The following is a 19,664-nucleotide window of genomic DNA, read 5'->3' as shown; positions in this document are numbered from 1 at the left end:
CCGATTTTCAGGAAGGCATTGTCGCGCTAACGTGGAGCTCGTCAAGCACCGGAGCCCGCCATGCTGGCCATGCATTACCGCTACGTCCTGCCCGCCGATTACGACATGGGCATCATCCGGCGTCGGATTCAGGAGCGGGGCGCTCAGCTGGACGATCACCCCGGTTTGGCCTTCAAGGCCTGGCTGAGCGCCGACCGGGGAGCGGGGCGATTGCCGACACCGTGCAACGCCTACGCCCCGTTCTACGTTTGGCAGGAGGCCGACGCGATGAGTCGGTTCCTTACCAGTCCCGCGATCGATGGACTGGCTCGTTCTTTTGGCTGGCCGGCGGTCATGTGGTGGCAGGTGTGGTCGTCGATGTCGGGTGCGCTCGCTGAGTCCGTTTGCGCCAGCGTGGAGCATGTGCCGGTGGCGCCATGGACGGATCTTGGCGGGCTCCGCGAGCAGGAAATCGCCACGGCCGGACGCATGGCCGCGCAAGGTGCACTCGCCAGCATCGTTGCCTTGGACGCATCGCGCTGGTCGCTGGTGCGCATGCAGTTGTGGCCGGAGCTTCGTCCCGATCTCGCCAGCCAGCAACGCCAGCTAATACGACGTCGGCCACGTCTCCATCGGCCGCCCCATCCCTTCTCATTGAGGAAACCACCATGCCACTGGTTCGCATCGCCCTGCGTCGCGGCAAATCCCCCGACTACCTCGCCGCCTTGCGCAACGGCATCTATCGCGCGATGACCGAAGCATTCAGCGTGCCGGAGAACGACCGCTTCATCCTGGTCAGCCAACACGACGCGGAGGAGTTCGACGCCGACCGGACGTACCTTGGCATGGAGCGCAGCGACGACCTGGTGATCGTGCAGATCGCCTGCAACAACACGCGCGGCGTCGAGCAGAAGCAGGCGTTCTATCGACGCTTGTGCGAGCTGCTGGGCGAATCACCGGGCCTGCGGCCCGATGACCTCTTCATCAATCTGCTCGAAACGGGCAAGGAAAACTGGTCCTTCGGGCGTGGGATCGCGCAGTACGTGTGAGGCGTCAGGCTGGCCGGTAGACGTGCGCTGCCGAACCCAGCGGGAACGCCCTGGCGCTGACCAGCGTGAGCGGCCGGCGTGCGGCGAGATCAGAGAAGATCGGCATGCCTTGACCCAGCGCGATGGGGTGCATCATCAGTGCGAATTCATCCACCAGGTTCCGGGCGATGAGGCTGCGCGCGAATCCCGCGCCGCCTAAGGCAATGATGGGCTTCCCCCCTTGTGCCTTGAGCCGGGAGACTTCTTCGGTGAGGTCGCCGTCGATGACCTCGGCCTGGGCCCAGCTTTCCCCGCCAGGCTGCAACGGCCCCGCCTTGGCATGCCCCGCCTGGGCGGCCTTGATGGCTGCCGCCGCCGGTTCCAGTACGGACGCCCCTTGCTTGGAAAACACGGCCTTGGGCGCGCGGTTCATGGGCAGCGCAAAGGGCGAGGCAGCGGTTGGCCAATAGGGCGACATGTCCCGGAACGCGCGGCTCCCCATGATGATGAGGCCGGCGTCTGACAACTGCTCCAGCTTCCACCCGATGGCTTCCTGATCGCCGCTGAACACCCAGCTGGCGTCGCCTTCAGGGGTACAGACAAACGCGTCGAGCGACATGGACATGGTCAAGATCAGCTTTCTCATCGTGATCTCCCTGGATCGGCGTGATATCGGGGCAGCCCTTGTGGGACACGCGAGCCCTTTGTCCGGGCTCTTACGATGACGACGAACGGCATCCCCCCAAATCGACAGGCCGCGCTGACCCGATGACGCATTCGCCACCGGGTCGCGACCGGATGTCGGGTGGTCCACCCGCTGGAACGTTCTTTATTCGTCGCCGAAGGACATGCAGCGCATCCGTCATCGAGGCATGCTGGAGCAACCCTGCGAAGCATGGCGATCGGCCGGGGTGCCACGCATGATCGGCCCTCTGGCATGGTTCGATCGGCAAGGTGCCAACCACGGTTTCGTTCAGTACCTCGGCGCCAAGGGCTACAAGGCGTCTGACGCAGGGCCCCGAGGGGAAGGTCTCCAGGCGGTAGCATTCAGCCGGGTGGACCCGCCAGCCGGGATCGACGACATGACAACCGATCCGGATGCGTCTTCGCGAGCCCATGACGGGGAGTACGACGGCTGGGGTTGTTCTGTCGTTTGAGGGTTGGAAGTCGATGCGTTTTGGTTGCGATGCAGTCCCTGCAGAATCCGTCAACGATGACACCAAGGTAGGGCCATGACTGAAAACCTCTCATGCAACTGATACAGGCTGTAGGGTCGCTCGGCCTGGTGGTGCTGTGCGCACTATCGTCAGCGCATGCTGTCGGCTCGGGCCGGGAGGCTTCGGCATGTCGTCCCGTGCAAAGCTCTGCGGATGCATGGCGTCGCGCGAGGGAACGCGTTCGCCAACTTCCCGAGCTGGCCAGCTGGGGCGGAGAAAAGCTCGTGCTGGACACCGGCAAGCGCGAACGCATCGGTGGCCAGTGCTATGACATGGTTTACGTCTATGCGGTGAATCCTGGCAAGGATCTGGATTTGCTCCAGGTGTTTGCGGTGAACCTTGCTTCGCAAATCATCAGGGTCGAGGACATACCTTCGGCCGAATTCATATCGCTTGAAACATGGCGAAGTCGTCGCGCTTCGGGTGAGAGTACTTCACACACTTCGCATTGATACGAGGTTGCCGTGTACGTCAATCAGATCACCTTTACCCGGACAAGGCCGTGCAAGCCCGACGATGAGGCGGTTACCGATACCATTCAATGGTTGCTCGGAGTTTGGCGAAACAACGGCCAGGTCTGCGGGCGGGAGTGGCCCATGCTTGGCCATGCCGATGTGGTCACGGCGACTGTACTCACTCCTGAGGCGCAGTCGCTCGACGCCGGCTTCCATAGCCAATACGCGCGCGAAGCCCTCGCACGTTGCGAGGCGGAAGGATGGCTCGTGGCGTGTGACGTCTTGGGCAAGGACGTCGACGCCATGGCGACCTGCTCCTGCAAGACGCCGAGTGCCTGGCTGCTGTTCACCACCTACGAGAGCATCGGGACCCCGGTCCGGTGCATGGACTGCTTCAAGCCCTCGGCGCTGTATCGCTTTGAGGCCATGGCCAGTGGAGACTTCTACGAGCTCATGTCGTGGCAAACCGAGTACCAGTGCTTCGACACCCTGCAGATGACGTGCACTGTGCTCGAAAAGGAGGCAACGCGCGAGCTGTCCAAGTTGGGAAGCAGCTTGACGAAGAAGGGCTTGGCGCACTGCAAGACACTTGCGGCTTCCAGCCAGAAACCCTTCTATTACTACCTCTATCGCGGTCATGGACGAAGCCACCAGGCCGAGATGAAGCGGCGGTGTCCTGGTTGTGGGGATGCCTGGGCACTGGAGACGCCCATTCACTCTATCTTCGACTTCAAGTGCGATCGCTGTTGCCTGGTTTCGAACATCGCTTTTGACGTCAAGTGAGTGACTGTGTGGCGAGTCGTGGGTCAGGGGGGGAGGGTGATGTCGGGTCGCTGGATGCAAGGTGGATCGGTATCTATAACGGGGGGATTCATGCCGAAGCGTAAAGGGCCATGGTTGGTCAGCCTGGGTTTGCTTCTGATGGTTGGGCCTGCATTTGCCGGGGCATCCGAGTGCGCGCTATCGAACCTGTCGGGTGAGGGTGACCTGCACTCATTCCTCAGCCGTCGTGCCGTGGAAGTCATCAAGCTGGCGGCGAAAGGCGATCAAAAGCTCTCCGCGCTCATTGATCCATCGGCGAGCTTCGATCTGGGTTCGGGCGACGTGGGGCGGCCGCTGGGTATAGGCGTTGACGGCGCTCGCGCGCTCGCACACGAAATGAATGCGGACACTTACCGTTTTGTTGGCTGGGACGCTATGAGCATGCCTGTCGATCCCTGCTCGCGTCAGAAGGTCGAAGTGGAGTTCATTTACAGTCCGGGCAAGCAAGTGTCGATCGTGGAGTTCACCTTCGAGGCGGGGCGCGTGGTGAGCGCGAAGGGTTGGATGAGGTCGTTTGAAACCGGCGGTCTGTAATGAACGGAACGTTCGTGTCGCTCTGTGCCTGCCCTGTATCTTCGCAACGAAGTGGAACCTGGAATGTCCCACATGAAAGCAAAAGCATGGCGTTCGCTGTTGATGTCGATGATGGGTGGATGGGCGATCGCCAGTACGGTAGTTGCCGGGCCGGGATCGCCGGATCAGGAGACGGGCCAAAGCTTTGTCGACCTCCGTGCATTCGAAGCCGCGTTGACGCACGAGGGGCATCGGATGGGGCCCGTGAGCTCCGGAAACCTGGAAGGGTTTGGCCAGGTGAGTGTTGTCGTGGTCAAAGGTTCCGTTGACTCGCAGGCTCAGCAAATCGTGGTGTTGGCCGAGGAAGCGGGCGGCTTGAGGATCGCCGCGCAGACGCCTTTCGCCGATTCGAGTGACGTGGACACCTCGTTGCGGGTCGAGCGCGGAAGCCTGTTTGTCCAGTTGGAAGGATTGAAAGGTGTATGGGGCACTTACCAGTTCAAGCGGCAGACGGACGGAACATTTCGCCTCATCGGCATTCGCCTGCACCGGGCGGAAGACAGCGGCGAGCCTGATCACGATATCAAGTCCGTCGTCGACACCGATTTCAATGTGGTGACCGGGATGATGCGCTTCAAACGCGTGGGCGACACGCGTCCGCTAACGGCCAGGGTCCATGGAGCCGCGTGCTATTTCCAGCAGTTCGATTTCGATTACTACACGTGCGCCAAAGGCATGAAGACCGACGACGGCAAGGCGGCCGATGTTTTGATGAATGCTCCTTGATGGGGCCGCCTGATCCGTCCGGGTGGGGCATCCGGATGTCTTCGTCACATACGGGGGGAAGTCATGGTTTGGCGAACGCTCGCGATGCTTGTTCTCGGCTACGTTCTGACCACAACAACAGCGCAGGCGTGCAGGCCCTTGCCGCCGGAGTACTGGCTGGATCAGTTCGTGCTGGCCCGGTCGCCGCTGGGACTGGCGTTCAGAGGCAAAGTCACGTCGGTCAGTGAACGTCCTGGTCCGGACGGTACCGTCATCAGGGACACGATGTTCCTTCCCATGGAATGGTGGCGGGGGTTTCGCGCCGGCGAAGTCGACATTCGAACTGTCAGCACAACGCAAGGGCCTTGCCCCGGCCTCTACGACTTTCATCCAGCCGTGGGAGAGGAATGGCTCATTGCAGGGCTGGCGCACAAGAACCTTGTTGAATCGTGGATTCAGCCTGAGGCACAGATGACCTGGACTGAAGCGAGCGCTTCCGGGCACGTCAAGGAAACGATCAGGAAGTTGAAGGCGACTCCGTGAAATCGGCGCTCGCGTCATGTCCATGATGACCGACAGGTCGGGCGGAGTTTGGCAACGTCGCTGACGAGCGGCACCTGCACGTGAGAGTCTCACGCTTCCCCATTTTCCCGGGCGCGTCCTAACAAACACACAGCAGCGTCCTAAAGACACGTCCAATCCAAACTGTTACGTTGGACTCCGCTGCCCGGCCCCGTGTGCGTGGACCGTGTCGGGCAGCGCATCGCTCTTACCATGAGGCGATGGAATCGCAGGCCAGGGGTGCGCTAACACCACCAGGCCCGCTAACCGCAACCAACTTATCCAGGAGTTGATTATGGCTAAGCCGAATTCTACGGCATTCCCTCCCGCGTCGCCTGCCCATGGCGACCTGCCCATCGGCTATCGGAAGCGCGTCCGCACCCACTGCCGACGCGGTTGATGAACTGCGGCTGCTCGCCGCTTCCGTAGCGTGTGCGCCTTATCCCCCTTGCGCGCTGGTCCTTCGTGGTTGAAGTGCCAGTGGCGAGCGGCTGCACCTTTCATCCGATCTGAGCTTCCGGCGCCCGAGACGAGGCGTGCCGGTGGGGCTTCATGGTTCGATCGATGTTTTGGCAACAAGCGCGGCACGTTCGTGCGTGCACGACGTGCCGCGTCCACCAGGAGATGTCTTACATGGATGCATTACCCGCTCCTGACGAGGGCGACGAGATCATTCGGGAAGAACTGGCGTCTTGCCCCAAGAAACTTCTCATCGATGCCGTGGTTTGGCTTATGCGCGCCGGAACCATCGCGACCGAGGCCTGCGAACACGTGCAACACATGGATTGCCCGCACGCCGAGAAATTCAGACATGCCGTAGGCGTCTGGAAGATTCATGCGCACCTGGGTACGGAGACCGTGAAGCGGGCGCTCGAGCGAATGGATGCATCCGCCGCACTATGACCGTTCCGGGCGACTGCATCCACGCTGTCATTCCCTTTCACCACACCGCGCCCTTGGGGTTTCCCACCTTGGGGTCACGCCATTCTCGCCATCGTCATCACGCGTGTTTGCTGACGGTGGTCGCGGGCAGCCTCGTCATCCGCCAGTACCTGAGCACCATGAAAGGAAAACCCGCCTTGCCGCCGTCGCTGTCCGCACAGATGCGCAGCCGCTCGCCCACCGAAATCATCCGGTCCCGGCGCGCGATCTACTTCGAGGAAGAGAACACGCGCTGTCCCATCTACCTGATCGAGATGGAAGACAGGAGGCTGCTGTGTCTCATCGGGCAATACCTTGCTCAGCTGGTCACGCCGGCGCGGCGGCGCTTTCCCTCGACCGAGTTCACGCTGGTCCGCTACGTCACCAGCCCATGGCTGTTTACCGTGCGGCCGGCCGGCGAGATCTACCTGCCAGAGATCATCCGCATCTCCTTCAGGCAACTTGCCCACGCGGGATTGACCTTTCGAGACGGGGAGATCCTGCTGGACTGGACCTATGAGAAGGTCAAGCGTGCACTGGCAACCAAGGCTGCGTGAGGCCTGACCAAGGACGCTGGCACACTTCATTCGCCGGCCCTCCTTGTGGGAAGATCCAGCTGCCGTGACAGGCAATGGGTGGCTCACCGCCAGCCAAGGCCCGACGGCACCGAACACCGCGCTAACTGGGGGGTTGCGCATGTGGGTCATCCTGATCTTCGCTTGCATTGTCCTGTTCGGCTCGATGATTCGCGTCGGCGTCATGGGGGACGTATTCAGTGACTCGGACGACAGGCTGGAGGCATCGTTCATCACCCAGGACGTTGTGCTGGGTGACCGGGTCATCCGCGCGTCGACCATGGATGTGCTGCATCGCTGGCATACGCATGTCCTGGGCAACAACCGTGGTGGCGTGGCTGAAATGGATGCCAACTGGCTTTGCCGAACCAGGGACGGTCAGTACGTGATCGCCATGGCCATCGGTGCCAGCGCCATGTTCCGGGAGCGGGCTACCGTAGATTGGCAAGGCAAGGTGGAGATCCGATGGACGTGGCGCCCCCTCACGGAGGAACGCGCGCGCCAACTGCTGGCGGCAACGCCGTCGGTGTATCGCAAGGTGTTTGGGGAAGCACCGGCGCGTCGCTACTGATCACTCGGTGGGCGCTGGCGCGCTAAACGCAGGACGGGCGGGAAGGGCCCGGGAGAGGGAGCTCGGGAGGCGGCTCGGCAAGCGAGCGCAGCCGACAGGGAGCATGGTTTTGTCATTTGAGAGCACAGGGGAAAATGCGTGAAAAAGTTGCTGGCCATGGGCCTGTTTGGCATGTCTTCGCTTGCCTGCGCGACGGACACGATTTCTGTCGCGCGCGTCACGCCGTATGTCGACGGTGCGGCAAACATCGAAGTGCGTAAGGAGTGCACCTGGAACAAGAAGATCGGCGACAACATTGCGCGCCAATCCAAAGGCCGCGTCGCCGTCACCGATCAGGACCTGAGTCAGGTGAAGGGCCCGGTGCTCATGCTTTCCGTGACCATCGTGCACACGATGGGCGGTGGCCTCTTCACCGGCCCGAAATGGGCTCGCGTCAAAGGCGAGCTGCGCGACGGTGACAAGCTCGTGGGGCTGATCGAGATGCATCGAACCACGACGTTCAGCAGCGTTTCCGGTTGCGGCGCGCTCGACAAGATCGGCAAGGAAATTGCGAGTGATTTCGCCGACTGGCTGGAGCATCCGACGATCGAAACTCCGGAGCCGGACGAAGAGCCAGCGACCTGATAGCAGGCAGGGAAGAAATGGTGCTTTCCACGCCGGATGGCGTGGGAGGCTCGGCCTGCGGCGCAGGTGGCTGCTTCAGGGTTTTCAGGAGAGCAAATCATGAAATGGATACGTCACGCCTTGCCGGTGTCCTGCTGTGCGCTGCTGGCAGGCTGCGCCGGGAGCTTCGGGAGCTCCGGGGTCTACCGGGGCCGAATGACGCAGGAACCGCAATCGATCATTCGGGTCGCCAATACCCATGAGCGAAAAGAGGCCTTTACGTTCAATCCGTTCAAGTTCAACAAAGTCACTGAGATCGTCGCCGTCTCCGACCTCGGGCCGACGCCGCCTGGCATGAAGTCGGCACATGCAACATCGGCCATGGTGCCGCCCGGAAACTATCTTGTCATGGTGTTGTGCACCTACAACTACAATCCACTCATCCAGAGGGGCTTCAACGTGACAGTGAGGACGGAGCCCGGACACGACTACACGGTTGAATGTCTGGGGCGGCCCTCCGGTGGATCGGTGAATGTGGCTGACTGGCCTCAGCAAAACACCGGGTAGGCTGGACAGCGCTGAAGTACGCGAGGCGGCGCTTGGGCCTCAGGTTTACGCGCCGTCGCTGCGCATATGGACGTCTTTTGTCGCGCCGTTGTGCCCCTTTGTCACGCAGTTGATTGGCGGGTCATGACGTCAGTGGCCGGCCGGTGAAGTCTTTCCGCCCAGCGAAGCCTGATCTTCCGCCTGATACAGCCGCGCCAGTTCCGCCACCTTTTTCCGGATCACGTCGATGTCCGCACCGACCAGCTCGCCTGGCGTCAGATCCTTGCCAAAAAAGTGCTTCAGCAACTCCGTTGGCGGCGCATCGAAGCCTTCGGCCATCATCGCGGCGTAGCGTTGCTGGAAGTCCTTCGGATCCTTGATCGCCATGTCGAACATCTTCGTGGCCCACAATCCTGCATAGAGGTAATTGGCCAGGTACAAGGGGTCTTCGAACATCAGTCGCTTGCCAATCCACGCATGTGACAGTTGCGGATCGATGTCGGGCCAGATGTCGAACCGACGGGTCACATCGAGGGTGAGGGCATCAAGATCGGCCGCCTGGCGGATGTTGCCGGCGACCACGCCGTCGTAGATGCGGGCTTCCAGTTGCGCTTCTTCCGCGGAAGTGAATATCTCGAAGGTCATTTCGTCGAGTTGCGCCTGGAGGTAGTGGGCCTTGGCTGCCGGGTTGTCGCTGTGCCGGTAGAGGTATTCATAGAACAGCATTTCATTGAGGATGGCGATGCCTTCGTGCATCCAGCCAGGGCCGTGATTGAAGAGGGGAGATACGCCGCGTTCGTTCATCAGTTCGCTGTGAATGGCGTGTCCGCCCTCGTGCGCGACCTTGCTGGCTTCCTTGACCGTGGGTTTCCAGCGTCCCAGGAACAGGGTCCCCGGCGAACCTGGAGCGGCCAGCGAAAAAGCGTCATCTTCGCGATTGCCCTGGGCTGTTGCGAGGTCGGTCCGGTGGTTGGCCGGGTCCAGCAGCGCACGGAAACGTGCCACATAGTCGCTGCCCAGAGGCGCCAGCGCTGCGGGAATATCGCGCCGCATGCGGGCTTCGTCGAACGCCGGTGGCGTGAATCCGGGCATGGGCATGGCCAGGTCCCAACTGTGCGCCTGTGCGACGCCAAGCCGCTCGGCGAGCCGGGTGGCGCGCAAGCGCTGGTAGGTTTGAAGTACGGACGCCTGGGCTTCGACGGCGCTCGCGGTCGCGTCCACGTCGGCACGGGTGAACAGCCGCGCGAAATAGGTCGCTTCAGGTGCATCGGCAAAGTGCTCGAGTTTCGACGTGCGGTCGTTCAGGCGAACAATGCCGATCAAAGTTGCCGCATACGTCTCTGCCTGCGCCGCCAGCGCATCCTGGCGTTGCTTCCATGCCTGTTCACGTACACGCCGGTCGGGGTCGATGGCGAGCGCATCGGCGTCTTTGCCAGCGTCGAAGTCGCCGCGCGTGGTGTGCACCTTGCCGTAGGCAGCACTACGCCGTGTCTTCTGGTAAATGCTCCAGAGCGATTCGCTGGCCTGGTCTGACAAGGTGGAGAGTATGTTCTGCTCCCCGGGCGGCAGTTCGTGAGGAACGGCGCGCGTGGCGCGTGCCAGGAGCCAGCCATATTTCGCCAGCTCCGGGACGGCGGCGACGTCCCGGGCAAAGCCGGCATCGCCCAAATGGCGCAGGGTTTGCCGGGTGCGGGTGACCACGGTGTCGGCGGCATCGCCCACGGCCGAGCGTGCATCCCTGGAGACGTGGTCATCGATGTCGCGCGCCGTTTGAAGATGGAGCCAGGCGGCATGGCGCTGGTACTGGGCCATCAGCGCCTCGGCCCGTTGGATATAGGTCAGCAGCGCCTGCGCCGTGGGCGCTTCAAGCACGGGGAAGGCCTTGGCGTCCGCCAGGAACCGGGCACGGTCGGAGGCTTCCGCAGGCGCGTCGGGGAACCAGATGGCGGGGTCGATACGCCGATCGTCAGCGTGAGTGGCGCCGGACAGGGCGAAGGCGACGAGGGCAGCAAGCAGGCGGGTTTTCATGGCACCACGCTAACCCGGGTCGCACCGTCCTGCTTTGCACGGATTAGCGCGAGCTGCGCCAGGCTGAAGGCGTGGTGCCGTGCACGGCGCGGAACGAGCGGGAAAACTGCGCCGCACCACCGAAGCCGCACTCCAGCGCAATATCCAGCAGCGGACGCGTGGTGTTGCTAAGCAGGCGCGCCGCACGATCCATGCGAAGGCGGCGTTGGTAGTCGCCCGGCGTGCAGTGATGGAACAGCCTGAAGCCACGGGCGACATGAACGGGATGGCGGCCGGCGACGGCAGCCAGCTCGGCCAGCGACACCATGCGTGCAGGGTCGTCGTGAAGCCGCTCGCGGACGCGCCGCAGCCAGCCAGGCTCCATCAGGCTCAAGTGCGCGACCTCGCGCCCCGTTTCCGCGAGAACGTCCAGCGCCACGGCGTCGGCAATCACGCCTGAGTGTGCGTCGTCGACGGCCAGGGCGCTGACGATGTGCCGGCCCATGCCCCGCAAGGCATGCGAGCGGCGAACAAGCGGGCGGCCGTCAAGTCGTGTTCGATGCTCGCCCAGCCATTGGGCAACCGAGGCGTCGCAGCGAAAAATGACCTTGCGCGCACCATCGCCGCCGAATCGCTGCGCGTGTGAAGCATGGGCGGGGCAGAACAGCAGGTCACCCGGCTCGTGCACATTGCGCATGCCAAGGATGCTCTCTTCGTAACTGCCATCGACGACCAGGCAAAACCATGCCTGGTCATGACGATGCTCCGCGATGGAGCCATCGGGCAGGTACTCCGACACATGCAGATCGACAATACCGCTCATATTCCTTCATCCGGCGTGGCGTCACGGCCAGCAAGCGCGCGCTTAGACGGAAACCTTGCAACGGCTGGAACGCATTCGCAATAGCGAAAAGTCATCGTTCATCGTCTGCTGGCCCGGCATCTCGCCGTGGGTGGTCGCATGGATGACGATGCGAGGTTTGTATCCGGGTCGAGCGTGCGCCGGCGCACCCATGGCGTGACTTCATGCACGTCCTGCGCGCCCTGGCGCAGCGCCAGAATGCGCCGCTGTCTCCGCTGCACGAGCGTTTCCTTCCCCTCTCGACAAGGACGAGCGTCATGAAGCGTTTGCATCGCATGTGTCAGGTTGCTGCAAGTACCGGATGTCTTGTTGCCGCGTTTTCGCTCCATGCCGATGATCGTTCGGTGCCTGGCATTTTCGCTCCCGGCATCGTCTCCGGCGCCGCCAATGAAGATTCCGCCGCATTCTCGCCCGATGGCAATACGGTGTTCTTCGACCGCATCAGCTGGCCCAATGCGGTGATCCTTGAGTCGCACAAGATTCGTGATACCTGGACGGCTCCGCGAATCGCATCGTTTTCGGGCCAGTGGCTGGATCACGATCCGGCGATGGCACCGGACGGCTCCTTCCTCGTGTTTACGTCGAATCGCCCTGATGTCGAAGGTGGCAAAGCGCTGGATGCGGTGCTGGCCAACGGCAAGGTGATGACGGCGTCCGGCGGGCATCTCTGGCGCGTGGATCGCAAGGGCGATAGCTGGGGGCAGCCGTATCGTTTGCCGGATTCGGTCAACAGCAGCACGCGCACATACGCGCCAAGCGTGGCGGCCGACGGCAGCGTGTATTTCCAGCGTCCCGGCGACGATGACGACTTCCGCCTGTTCCGCACGCAGTACCGCGACGGAAAGTATCTGCCGCCGGAGCCGGTCGTGCTTGGCGACCCGTCGGTGCACAAGCTGGACCCGGCGATCGCGCCCGATGAATCATTCATCGTGTTCGATGCCAACTTCCGCGACAAGAAGGCCTCCGACCGTCTGTACATCGCGTTTCGCGAGGGCGACGCCTGGGGCGAGCCGATCGACCTGGGCGATGCGATCAACACCAGCAGTCCCTGGGGCGCGCACCTTGGGCCGGATCGACAGACGCTGTATTTCAGCAGCACCCGTTCGGAAGCGACGCACTATCCGCGCACGGTTGAGCAAGCAGCGAAGGACCTCTCCCGCATGCAAACCTGGGACAACGGCAGCGACAACATCTGGTCGGTGTCGCTTGCGCCGTGGCTTGATGCGCACCGCAAAGCCGTGAAGACGAAGTCCAGCGCATGACCGGCTTTTAATCTACGGAAGAGGGCGTTCGACGTTGCGAAACATGACGAAGCCGCGGTTGGCCCTGTCACTGATTTCCCATGCCGCCGTGCCGGATCGCATCGTGCTGAAGGTGGCGGCGGCCGGGAAATCGAGCCGGGCGTTTCCGGATGCGCCGGGCAAGGTCGTCAAGGTGGTCGATCCCGAAAAGCGCTGACCTGCGCGGTGCCTGGGCTCGACGATGGCGTTCGTCTACGGTCGCCTGCATAAACGCGGGCGTTCGATTTGCCGCGAGGCGATGGCCAGGCGCGATCCCGTACCGCGGCTTCCGCGTCTGAGGCTGGCTGATGCATGCGTGATAGATTAGGTGCGCGTGGCCTGGGGAGGCGGCGCGCCGCATCGTGGCGACACGGGCAGACAGGTAAGTCAGGGGAAATCATGAAGACGAAGACGGCCATGGTGTTGGCGATCGGTTTCGTGTCGCTGCTGTACGGCGGTGCGCATCAGTTTTGGTATCCGGAACAGGATTGGACGCCAATGGATCTGCTGTATGCGCTGATGGTCTCGCTGTTGTTGTTCGTCTGGTATCGCGTGGACTCAAGCGAGCGGAACTTTCGGCGTACATACGGCCTTAACGTTGCGATGGTGGCCTTCAGCTTCATGGCGCTGATCTACTACCTGTTCCGGTCGCGCGGCGGCCGGTCGGGTGCGCGCGCCACTTTCGTGGTGGTATTGGGGTGGCTGGGCTGCGTGGCGCTCATGGGTATCGGCGGCACCGCGGTGTCAGTTGTCCAGTTAGTCGTCCCTGCCCGAAGCGTGACGATGCTGACCATTCCAAGCCCCCGGGACGAGCTCAACGCCGATGTGCCGGATCTCTCGGTACCCTGGCCGAAGAAGACGGATGGCGAGCTGTGTTTCGGCAAAACCACCGTGATGGCGCTGGTCGACACGTCCGGGAACGTCAAGGAGATCAAGGTTGAGTCGAGCTCGGGCTACGGCGCGCTGGATGAGGCTGCCCTTGGTGCCGTGCGCCGCTGGCATTTCACGCCGGTGCAGCGCCATGGCGCGCCTGTTGAATCCTACTTCCGCGTTCCCATCAACATGGTCAGTTCGTCGATGACCGCGTCGAGGTTTCGTGCAGCGCCTCTCCCACAGTGAATTCCATGCGCTGGAAATCCAGCGTCCACTGATCGAAGGCGCGCAGGATGTCGTTGCCAAGGACGTTGGGTTCCTTGACGTTGCCGGCGCTGTCGAGCGCCACTGCCAGTGTCGGGAGCGTCACGTGTTGCACGCCGATGCCCACGTCGACGTTCGACCACGTCGCGACGCGACGCGTGCGCGAACCGCCTGCGCCACCCACCCCTTCCTTGCGGGTGCGCCACCCCTTCACCATCGATGCGTGCTCGGCGGCAAAGCGTGCCGACAGGGACGAGTGCGACGCGCCGCTGTCCAGGTGCATCGCGACGGGCATGTCGCCCAGCTGCACCTTGACATAAAGGTCGCTGCCGACCATGCGCAGGTTGGCATCCTTTTGCGCATCGCCGCTGCTGCGCGCGGGCAACAGCTTGCCGTCGGCGGTGAAGGTCAGTCGCTGTAGCTGTCGCAGGACAGGGAAGCCAAGGATGGCGTCGATCTGATAGCCGCCGGGTACCGGCATCGCCAGTTGCGCATCATCGAGCACGAGGAATGGCACGTCGCTCAGGTCGAGCCCGGCGAAGTGGAGGTGTTCGGCGATACCGATGCGCGAGGCAACCGCTTGCTGGCTGGCGCTGCCGACGTGTGCATCGCCATCGAGCATGCGAAGTCCCAGCGTGTGCGCCGTGGACAGGGACATCACCGACAGATTGGCACCGGTATCGATGACCATGGCCTGGGGCTTGCCATTCACGCGGACGTTGGCGCGGAGCAAACCGACCTTGTCGCGAGTGAGCGCCTCTGCGCGCGGCTCGTAATCATCCACCGTCTGCGGCGCTACGCTGGCGAGAAGATCGGCGAGGCCGGCCATCTGCTGGGCGTCGGTGCGCTCGTCCGCATGGCGTTGGCTGTTCCCCAGTGACCTGGCCCAGGCGTGCGCCGCCTTTGCAGCGGTGACATAGTCGCCGTCGGCAAAACTTGCGTCGGCGGTGATGGCCCATGCGAGCGACCGCTCGCCGGGTTGGGGTGCACTGGCGATGTATTCGTCGACCAGATCGCACGCTGCTTGCGCGTCCAGTTTCGACGCAGCGAGTCGTGCACGTGCCAGCAGGGCCAGGTGAGGGTCGGCGATGCGCGCCTGCTGTTCGTCCAGGCGAAAGACCTCCCCATGGCCTGCATGACGCAGCAATTGCATCACTTCGGCGCGGCTCAGGGGCTTGGTCTGGGTGGCCGTGGCGGGCGAAAGCGCCATGCCAAAGAGCAGGGCGAACAGCAAGGTGCGGCCTGGGCGGCTCATGCTACAGTGTCCGTATGACGAAGAAAAATTATCGTAATACAGAAAACTCTGTGGCCACAACCGGGCGGCTGGCGCGCATGGCCCGCGCGCTGGCCCGGGCGGCCTGGGTGGGGGCTGCGGCGTGTGCGGTCATCACCTTGTGGGGCATGCTGGGCGCGAATGGCGCGGGGCCGGTTGCCGCCACGTTGGCGACGGACGGCCTCCCGCGCGGATGGGCTGCCGCCATCGCCGCAGTCATCGCCCTATGTACCTGCTTCGCCCTGATCGAGCTCGCCCGCGCGCTCGGATGCGTTCGCGAAGACACCTTGTTCTCTGCCACCGTGACGCGACACTTTCGCCGCTTTGCGACGCTCCTGATGGTGGCGGCCCTGGTGCGCCTGTTGCTCCCCGCTGCCGTAACGGTCGGCCTGGCGATGGCCTCCGGGGCGGACGGCGCGCGCCTGCATTTCGATGGCGACGACCTGGTGGCCCTGTTGCCGATCGCAGCCTTTTTCTTCGTGGCGCGCCTGCTCGACCAGGCAGCACGCCTCGAAGAAGATCACCGTTCCATCGTGTGAGGCCGCCATGGCGATCATCGTTCGACTCGACGTCATGCTTGCCCTGAGAAAAGTGCGCTCGCGAGAGCTCGCCGAGTTCGTGGGCATCACCGAATCCAACCTGTCCCTGCTCAAATCCGGCCACGTGCGCGGCGTGCGCTTCGAAACCCTGGGCAAGATCTGTGAGTACCTGCAATGCCAGCCGGGTGATTTGCTGGCGTGGGAACCGGATGAAGCTTCGGCGGAGGATTAGCCGGGCAAGGCCAACCTCCGCCGAGGCCTGTCAGGCGGATTCGCCGGCAAGGCGTGGGGCTTCGACGCGAGTCCTGTTTTGTGCGTCGAGCCCAAACAACGGGCGCAGCCAGCGGGTCCGGCGAATGACGACCTCATGGATCACCGCGCACCCGGCCGCCGTGCCCAACACCATCAGCACCGGCTCCAGCACCGGTCCCAGGTGCATCGGCAACAAACCGTAGGCCAGCCACAGCATCACGCTCTGATGCAGCACGTACCACGGGTAGACCGCCTCACGGGCATAAGGCAGCCAGCGGAAGGGGCGATTGAGATACGCGTGGCCCCAGCCAAGGATCGCGACGATGGCGGTCCAGCAGTACAGGTAACGCAGCGTCTGGATCAGCACATGGCCGATGCAGATCGACGTGGGTGTGAGGCGGTGGTGGATCACCGCACCCGCAAACTTGTCGAGAAACAGGTACAGCGCGAAGCAGGTCAGCGCCGTCACCAGCGAGGCCCGGCGCAGGCGCGCCAGTTCCTTCCACAAGCCCTGATCCGTGCCGATCAGATACCCGTAGAGGAACATCGTGAAGTACAGCGCATGGGCGTACCAGTCGCCGACCAGCGCGTGCGTTTCCGGAAAGCGCTCGTTCAAGGTGCCGGCGAATATCAGGGGCAGCGCGGGCAGCAGCAGGAGCGGGCCGCCTCGCAGCCGTTGCAACCACGCGCGCAGCGTGCGGCCGGGATGGGATTCCATGGCGGGCAACATCGCCAGCAGCACCATGGTGTAGAGCCACAAGTAGGGCAGGTACCACAGGTGGTTCCAGGTCAGGCCATAGGCCTTGTAGCCATGGGCCCAGTAGTAGGGCAGGAAGGCCAGGAAGCCCGGGGTGATGTCACCTTTGCTGACCCCCTCCACGTACGGCTGCACCGGGACGACCACCAGCATGCCGAACACCAGCGGCAGCAGCAGACGCCAGCTCCGCTTCGCCGCCAGCCGACCCAGCGAGACGCGCCCGCGCAGGAAATGCACGGCCAGGCCGGAGATCAGGAACAGCAGTTCCATCCGCCAGCGGTTGAGAAAGAGCATCGGGTAGGTCAGCCACGGGGCGAGGTAGTCGCTTTTCATGTTGAAGCCCCAGTCGGACACGGGGGCCACGTAGACCATCCCGACGTGATAGAGGATCAGCAGGCCAAAGGCGAGTACGCGCAGGGTGTCGATGTCGTGGCGGCGTTCCATGGTGGTTTCCCTCTGAGAAGCGCCCAAGACTGGCCCGGCAAGGCATGGACGTCTCCCGCCCCGTGACGGATCGAGGTTGTCCGGTGACGAACAGCGGGGTGGCAGGGATGGGCTTACGCCCGGTAGCGCAGCGCTTCGACCAGCAAGGCGAATGCAGCCGAGGGTTGCCGACGGCTGGGGTAGTACAGGTGATAGCCAGGGAACAGCGGGCACCAGTCATCGAGCACCTGGCGCAGATGGCCTGCTTCGATCTGTGGACGGACCATGTCCTCGGGCAGGTAGGCCAGGCCGAAGCCGGCGAGCGCGGCGGCAAGGATGCGGTCGAGGCTGTTGAAGGTCAGTCGACCGTCGACGCGCACATTGAGTGCATGGCTGCCCTTCTCGAACTCCCACGCATAAAGGCCGCCGTGGGTGAGAAAGCGAAGGTTGATGCAGTCGTGCCCGGTGAGGTCGCGTGGCGTGACGATCGCCGGATGGGCATCGAGATAGGTGGGCGTGCCGGCCACGACGAGGCGCGTGGGCGGGCCGACGGGCACGGCCACCATGTCGAGGGCGATCTGCTCGCCGAGGCGGATGCCGGCATCGAAGCGCTCGGCCACGATGTCGGTGAGCGTGGCATCGCTGATCACTTCGACACGGATGTCCGGGTAGTTCGGCAGGAAGGTTTGCAACACCGGCCACAGGATGGTCGCGGCGGCGTGCTCGCTGCTGGTGATGCGGATGGTGCCGCTGGGCTTGTCGCGCAGGGAGCTCAGGCCGGCCAGGGCGGCATCGATGTTCTCGAAGCTTGGCGTCAGCGACCGCATCAGCTGCTCGCCGGCTTCCGTGGGCGACACGCTGCGCGTGGTGCGCGTGAGCAGCCGCAGGCCGAGTCGCGCTTCCAGCTCGCGAATCTTGTGGCTCAGCGCCGATTGCGACAGCCCCAGCTGGGCGGCTGCGCGCGTAAAGCTACCCGCCCGGGCCACGGCGAGAAACGCCTGCAGGTCGTTGTAGTTCTCGCCGCTCATGGATCACGCCGACTTGATTGATCGATCTGGATCATAAGTCCATTCGATATTTGCCGTCTTATCCGATAGGCGCGCCAGGCACACACTGGCCGGGTCCTCTCGACCGACCCGCCTCCCTTACCTGTTACCCCCCCCCCATCAGGAACCCGCCATGACTGATTTCACCCGCAAACCCCAGGGCCCGTTCGCCGACGTCGCGCCCGCGCTCGATCAGCTCACGCAGCAGGTGTTGTTTGGCGAGGTGTGGGAGCGGGCGGAGCTGTCCAAGCGCGATCGCAGCTTGATCACGGTGGCCGCGCTGGTCGCGCAATACCGTCTCAACGAGCTCCCGTTTCATTTGAAGTTCGCGGAGCAGAACGGGGTGACACGCGACGAGCTGATCGAGGCGATCACGCATTTGGCTTTCTACGCGGGCTGGCCGGCGGCGAGCACCGCGGTGGGTGTCGCGCGCAAGGTCTTTGCCGAAAGTGCCTGAGTGGCGCTTGCGGTATCCGTCGTTCCACAGAATTCCATGAGGTGACTTATGCAAAAGCGCATGCTTGGCAACAGCGGACTGGCCGTGTCCGCCATCGGTTTTGGCTGCATGGGGCTCAATTTCAGCTACAGCCACGCGCTCTCGGATGACGCATCCATCCGGTTGATTCGTGATGCCTTCGATCGTGGCGTGACCTTGTTCGATACCGCCGAAGTCTATGGTCCGTTTACCAACGAAGCGCTGGTTGGCAAGGCGCTGGCGCCGGTGCGCGACCAGGTGGTGATTGCCACGAAGTTCGGCTTTGACATCGATCCGGCGACGGGGCAGAACAAAGGACTCAACAGTCGCCCCGAGCACATTCGCGCCGTGGCCGAGGCATCGCTCAAGCGCCTGGGCGTCGAGGTGATCGACCTGCTCTATCAGCATCGAGTCGATCCGCAGGTGCCGATCGAAGACGTGGCTGGCGCGGTCAAGGATCTCATCGCCGAAGGCAAGGTGCGTCATTTTGGATTGTCCGAACCGGGTGCCCAGACGGTGCGTCGCGCACACGCGGTGCAACCGGTGAGCGCGCTGCAAAACGAATACTCGCTTTGGACGCGTGGCCCTGAAACCAATGGCATCCTGGGCGCGTGCAAAGAACTTGGCATCGGGCTCGTTGCCTATAGCCCGCTGGGCAAGGGATTTCTCACTGGCGCGATGAACAAGGACACCGCGCTCGGCGACAACGATTTCCGCAAGAACCTCCCGCGCTTCTCCCCCGAAGCCATGGCGGCCAACCAGGCACTGGTCGACCTGCTGAAGGACATCGCTGCCAGTAAGCAGGCGACGCCCGCACAGATCGCGCTGGCGTGGCTGCTCGCGCGCGAACCGTGGATCGTTCCCATCCCCGGCACCACCAAATTGCATCGCCTCGAGGAGAATCTTGGCGCGGTTGACGTCGGGCTAAGTGATTCGGATCTGGCCACCATCGAAAGTGCAGCGGCCAACATCCGCATCGAAGGCGAACGCTATCCGCCCCAGCTCATGGCGACGACCGGCCGCTAGTACCCCCGAGGGCGCCGACATGGCGCCCGCA

General features: G+C 63.2%; 26 protein-coding genes. 20 read left to right on the top strand and 6 right to left on the bottom strand.

Translation table 11 applies throughout. From position 1 onward, the window contains the following. Positions 1-60: 60 nt before the first annotated feature. Together EYV96_RS10510 and EYV96_RS10505 are read left to right on the top strand one after the other, a co-directional pair. The gene (locus EYV96_RS10510) at positions 61-732 is read left to right on the top strand and encodes a DUF4865 family protein (protein ID WP_131151359.1); all 672 of its coding nucleotides are present in this window, start codon (positions 61-63) and stop codon (positions 730-732) included. Then, a complete protein-coding gene (locus tag EYV96_RS10505; RefSeq protein ID WP_131151358.1) occupies positions 648-1,028 on the top strand; it encodes a tautomerase family protein in 381 nt (126 codons plus the stop codon). The genes EYV96_RS10510 and EYV96_RS10505 overlap by 85 nt, the downstream gene beginning before the upstream one ends. Positions 1,029-1,032: 4 nt before the next feature. On the opposite strand, the gene EYV96_RS10500 is transcribed toward EYV96_RS10505, so the two are convergent. Continuing rightward, the gene (locus tag EYV96_RS10500; RefSeq protein WP_131151357.1) at positions 1,033-1,653 is read right to left on the bottom strand and encodes a dihydrofolate reductase family protein; all 621 of its coding nucleotides are present in this window, start codon (positions 1,651-1,653) and stop codon (positions 1,033-1,035) included. A gap of 202 nt (positions 1,654-1,855) precedes the next feature. On the opposite strand from EYV96_RS10500, the gene EYV96_RS19080 reads away from it, so the two are divergent. The 11 genes from EYV96_RS19080 to EYV96_RS10445 all read left to right on the top strand — a co-directional run bounded on the left by EYV96_RS19080 (position 1,856) and on the right by EYV96_RS10445 (position 8,577). Then, positions 1,856-2,164 (top strand): ribonuclease E inhibitor RraB, encoded by a 309-nt coding sequence (locus tag EYV96_RS19080; protein ID WP_131151356.1) that lies wholly within the window; start codon positions 1,856-1,858, stop codon positions 2,162-2,164. Positions 2,165-2,361: 197 nt separating this feature from the next. Beyond that, complete coding sequence (locus tag EYV96_RS10490; protein WP_131151355.1) at positions 2,362-2,676, top strand: hypothetical protein; 315 nt, start codon at positions 2,362-2,364, stop codon at positions 2,674-2,676. A gap of 12 nt (positions 2,677-2,688) precedes the next feature. After that, positions 2,689-3,462 carry a DUF2310 family Zn-ribbon-containing protein gene (locus tag EYV96_RS10485; protein WP_131151354.1) on the top strand — a complete coding sequence of 258 codons (774 nt, stop codon included), beginning with the start codon at positions 2,689-2,691 and terminating at the stop codon, positions 3,460-3,462. 39 nt (positions 3,463-3,501) lie between these two features. Further along, positions 3,502-4,035, top strand: coding sequence for a hypothetical protein (locus tag EYV96_RS10480; RefSeq protein ID WP_131151353.1), 534 nt, complete (start codon positions 3,502-3,504; stop codon positions 4,033-4,035). Positions 4,036-4,107: 72 nt separating this feature from the next. Further along, positions 4,108-4,800: a hypothetical protein gene (locus EYV96_RS10475; protein ID WP_131151352.1), complete on the top strand. Its 693-nt coding sequence runs from the start codon at positions 4,108-4,110 to the stop codon at positions 4,798-4,800. An 84-nt stretch (positions 4,801-4,884) separates the two neighbouring features. Further along, the gene (locus EYV96_RS10470) at positions 4,885-5,322 is read left to right on the top strand and encodes a hypothetical protein (protein ID WP_165488654.1); all 438 of its coding nucleotides are present in this window, start codon (positions 4,885-4,887) and stop codon (positions 5,320-5,322) included. A gap of 651 nt (positions 5,323-5,973) precedes the next feature. Then, positions 5,974-6,243: a hypothetical protein gene (locus EYV96_RS10465; RefSeq protein ID WP_131151350.1), complete on the top strand. Its 270-nt coding sequence runs from the start codon at positions 5,974-5,976 to the stop codon at positions 6,241-6,243. Further along, the gene (locus EYV96_RS10460; protein WP_131151349.1) at positions 6,240-6,818 is read left to right on the top strand and encodes a hypothetical protein; all 579 of its coding nucleotides are present in this window, start codon (positions 6,240-6,242) and stop codon (positions 6,816-6,818) included. The genes EYV96_RS10465 and EYV96_RS10460 overlap by 4 nt, the downstream gene beginning before the upstream one ends. A 139-nt stretch (positions 6,819-6,957) precedes the next feature. After that, on the top strand, positions 6,958-7,407 hold the full coding sequence (locus EYV96_RS10455) for a hypothetical protein (RefSeq protein WP_131151348.1): 450 nt from the start codon (positions 6,958-6,960) through the stop codon (positions 7,405-7,407). Positions 7,408-7,545: 138 nt separating this feature from the next. Beyond that, positions 7,546-8,031, top strand: a complete 486-nt coding sequence (locus EYV96_RS10450) for a hypothetical protein (RefSeq protein WP_131151347.1) — start codon at positions 7,546-7,548, stop codon at positions 8,029-8,031. A gap of 99 nt (positions 8,032-8,130) precedes the next feature. Further along, positions 8,131-8,577, top strand: coding sequence for a hypothetical protein (locus tag EYV96_RS10445; RefSeq protein ID WP_131151346.1), 447 nt, complete (start codon positions 8,131-8,133; stop codon positions 8,575-8,577). A 129-nt stretch (positions 8,578-8,706) separates the two neighbouring features. Here the strand turns inward: EYV96_RS10445 and EYV96_RS10440 are convergent, their stop codons facing one another. After that, entirely contained in the window at positions 8,707-10,584 is a 1,878-nt protein-coding gene (locus EYV96_RS10440) for a M3 family metallopeptidase (protein ID WP_131151345.1), read from the bottom strand. A gap of 43 nt (positions 10,585-10,627) precedes the next feature. After that, positions 10,628-11,386, bottom strand: coding sequence for an AraC family transcriptional regulator (locus tag EYV96_RS10435; RefSeq protein WP_131151344.1), 759 nt, complete (start codon positions 11,384-11,386; stop codon positions 10,628-10,630). Positions 11,387-11,589: 203 nt separating this feature from the next. Here EYV96_RS10435 and EYV96_RS10430 point away from each other — a divergent pair, with 203 nt between their 5' ends. The 3 genes from EYV96_RS10430 (at position 11,590) to EYV96_RS10425 (ending at position 13,824) form a co-directional block, all read left to right on the top strand. Next, positions 11,590-12,687, top strand: coding sequence for a TolB family protein (locus tag EYV96_RS10430; protein WP_240732407.1), 1,098 nt, complete (start codon positions 11,590-11,592; stop codon positions 12,685-12,687). A 43-nt stretch (positions 12,688-12,730) separates the two neighbouring features. Beyond that, positions 12,731-12,883, top strand: a complete 153-nt coding sequence (locus EYV96_RS18780) for a hypothetical protein (protein WP_165488653.1) — start codon at positions 12,731-12,733, stop codon at positions 12,881-12,883. A gap of 239 nt (positions 12,884-13,122) precedes the next feature. Then, a complete protein-coding gene (locus tag EYV96_RS10425) occupies positions 13,123-13,824 on the top strand; it encodes an energy transducer TonB (RefSeq protein ID WP_165488652.1) in 702 nt (233 codons plus the stop codon). Here the strand turns inward: EYV96_RS10425 and EYV96_RS10420 are convergent. Next, positions 13,772-15,097, bottom strand: coding sequence for an aspartyl protease family protein (locus EYV96_RS10420; protein WP_131151341.1), 1,326 nt, complete (start codon positions 15,095-15,097; stop codon positions 13,772-13,774). The genes EYV96_RS10425 and EYV96_RS10420 overlap by 53 nt on opposite strands. Before the next feature lie 77 nt (positions 15,098-15,174). On the opposite strand from EYV96_RS10420, the gene EYV96_RS10415 reads away from it, so the two are divergent. After that, positions 15,175-15,654 carry a DUF2975 domain-containing protein gene (locus EYV96_RS10415; protein WP_131151340.1) on the top strand — a complete coding sequence of 160 codons (480 nt, stop codon included), beginning with the start codon at positions 15,175-15,177 and terminating at the stop codon, positions 15,652-15,654. 7 nt (positions 15,655-15,661) lie between these two features. Continuing rightward, the gene (locus EYV96_RS10410) at positions 15,662-15,886 is read left to right on the top strand and encodes a helix-turn-helix domain-containing protein (protein ID WP_131151339.1); all 225 of its coding nucleotides are present in this window, start codon (positions 15,662-15,664) and stop codon (positions 15,884-15,886) included. Positions 15,887-15,916: 30 nt separating this feature from the next. On the opposite strand, the gene EYV96_RS10405 is transcribed toward EYV96_RS10410, so the two are convergent. Continuing rightward, positions 15,917-17,107 (bottom strand): acyltransferase family protein, encoded by a 1,191-nt coding sequence (locus EYV96_RS10405; protein ID WP_131151338.1) that lies wholly within the window; start codon positions 17,105-17,107, stop codon positions 15,917-15,919. Between the two features lie 113 nt (positions 17,108-17,220). Continuing rightward, complete coding sequence (locus tag EYV96_RS10400; RefSeq protein ID WP_131151337.1) at positions 17,221-18,114, bottom strand: LysR family transcriptional regulator; 894 nt, start codon at positions 18,112-18,114, stop codon at positions 17,221-17,223. Between the two features lie 151 nt (positions 18,115-18,265). Between EYV96_RS10400 and EYV96_RS10395 the strand changes: the two genes are divergently transcribed. Both EYV96_RS10395 and EYV96_RS10390 read left to right on the top strand, forming a co-directional pair. Further along, on the top strand, positions 18,266-18,589 hold the full coding sequence (locus EYV96_RS10395) for a carboxymuconolactone decarboxylase family protein (protein WP_131151336.1): 324 nt from the start codon (positions 18,266-18,268) through the stop codon (positions 18,587-18,589). 48 nt (positions 18,590-18,637) lie between these two features. Beyond that, on the top strand, positions 18,638-19,633 hold the full coding sequence (locus EYV96_RS10390; RefSeq protein WP_131151335.1) for an aldo/keto reductase: 996 nt from the start codon (positions 18,638-18,640) through the stop codon (positions 19,631-19,633). Positions 19,634-19,664 lie beyond the last annotated feature (31 nt).

The sequence above is a fragment of the Dyella terrae genome, from assembly GCF_004322705.1.
GTDB lineage: Bacteria > Pseudomonadota > Gammaproteobacteria > Xanthomonadales > Rhodanobacteraceae > Dyella_D > Dyella_D terrae.
Note: the sequence above shows the minus strand (reverse complement) of the source record. Positions and strands in the feature narration are given on the sequence as shown.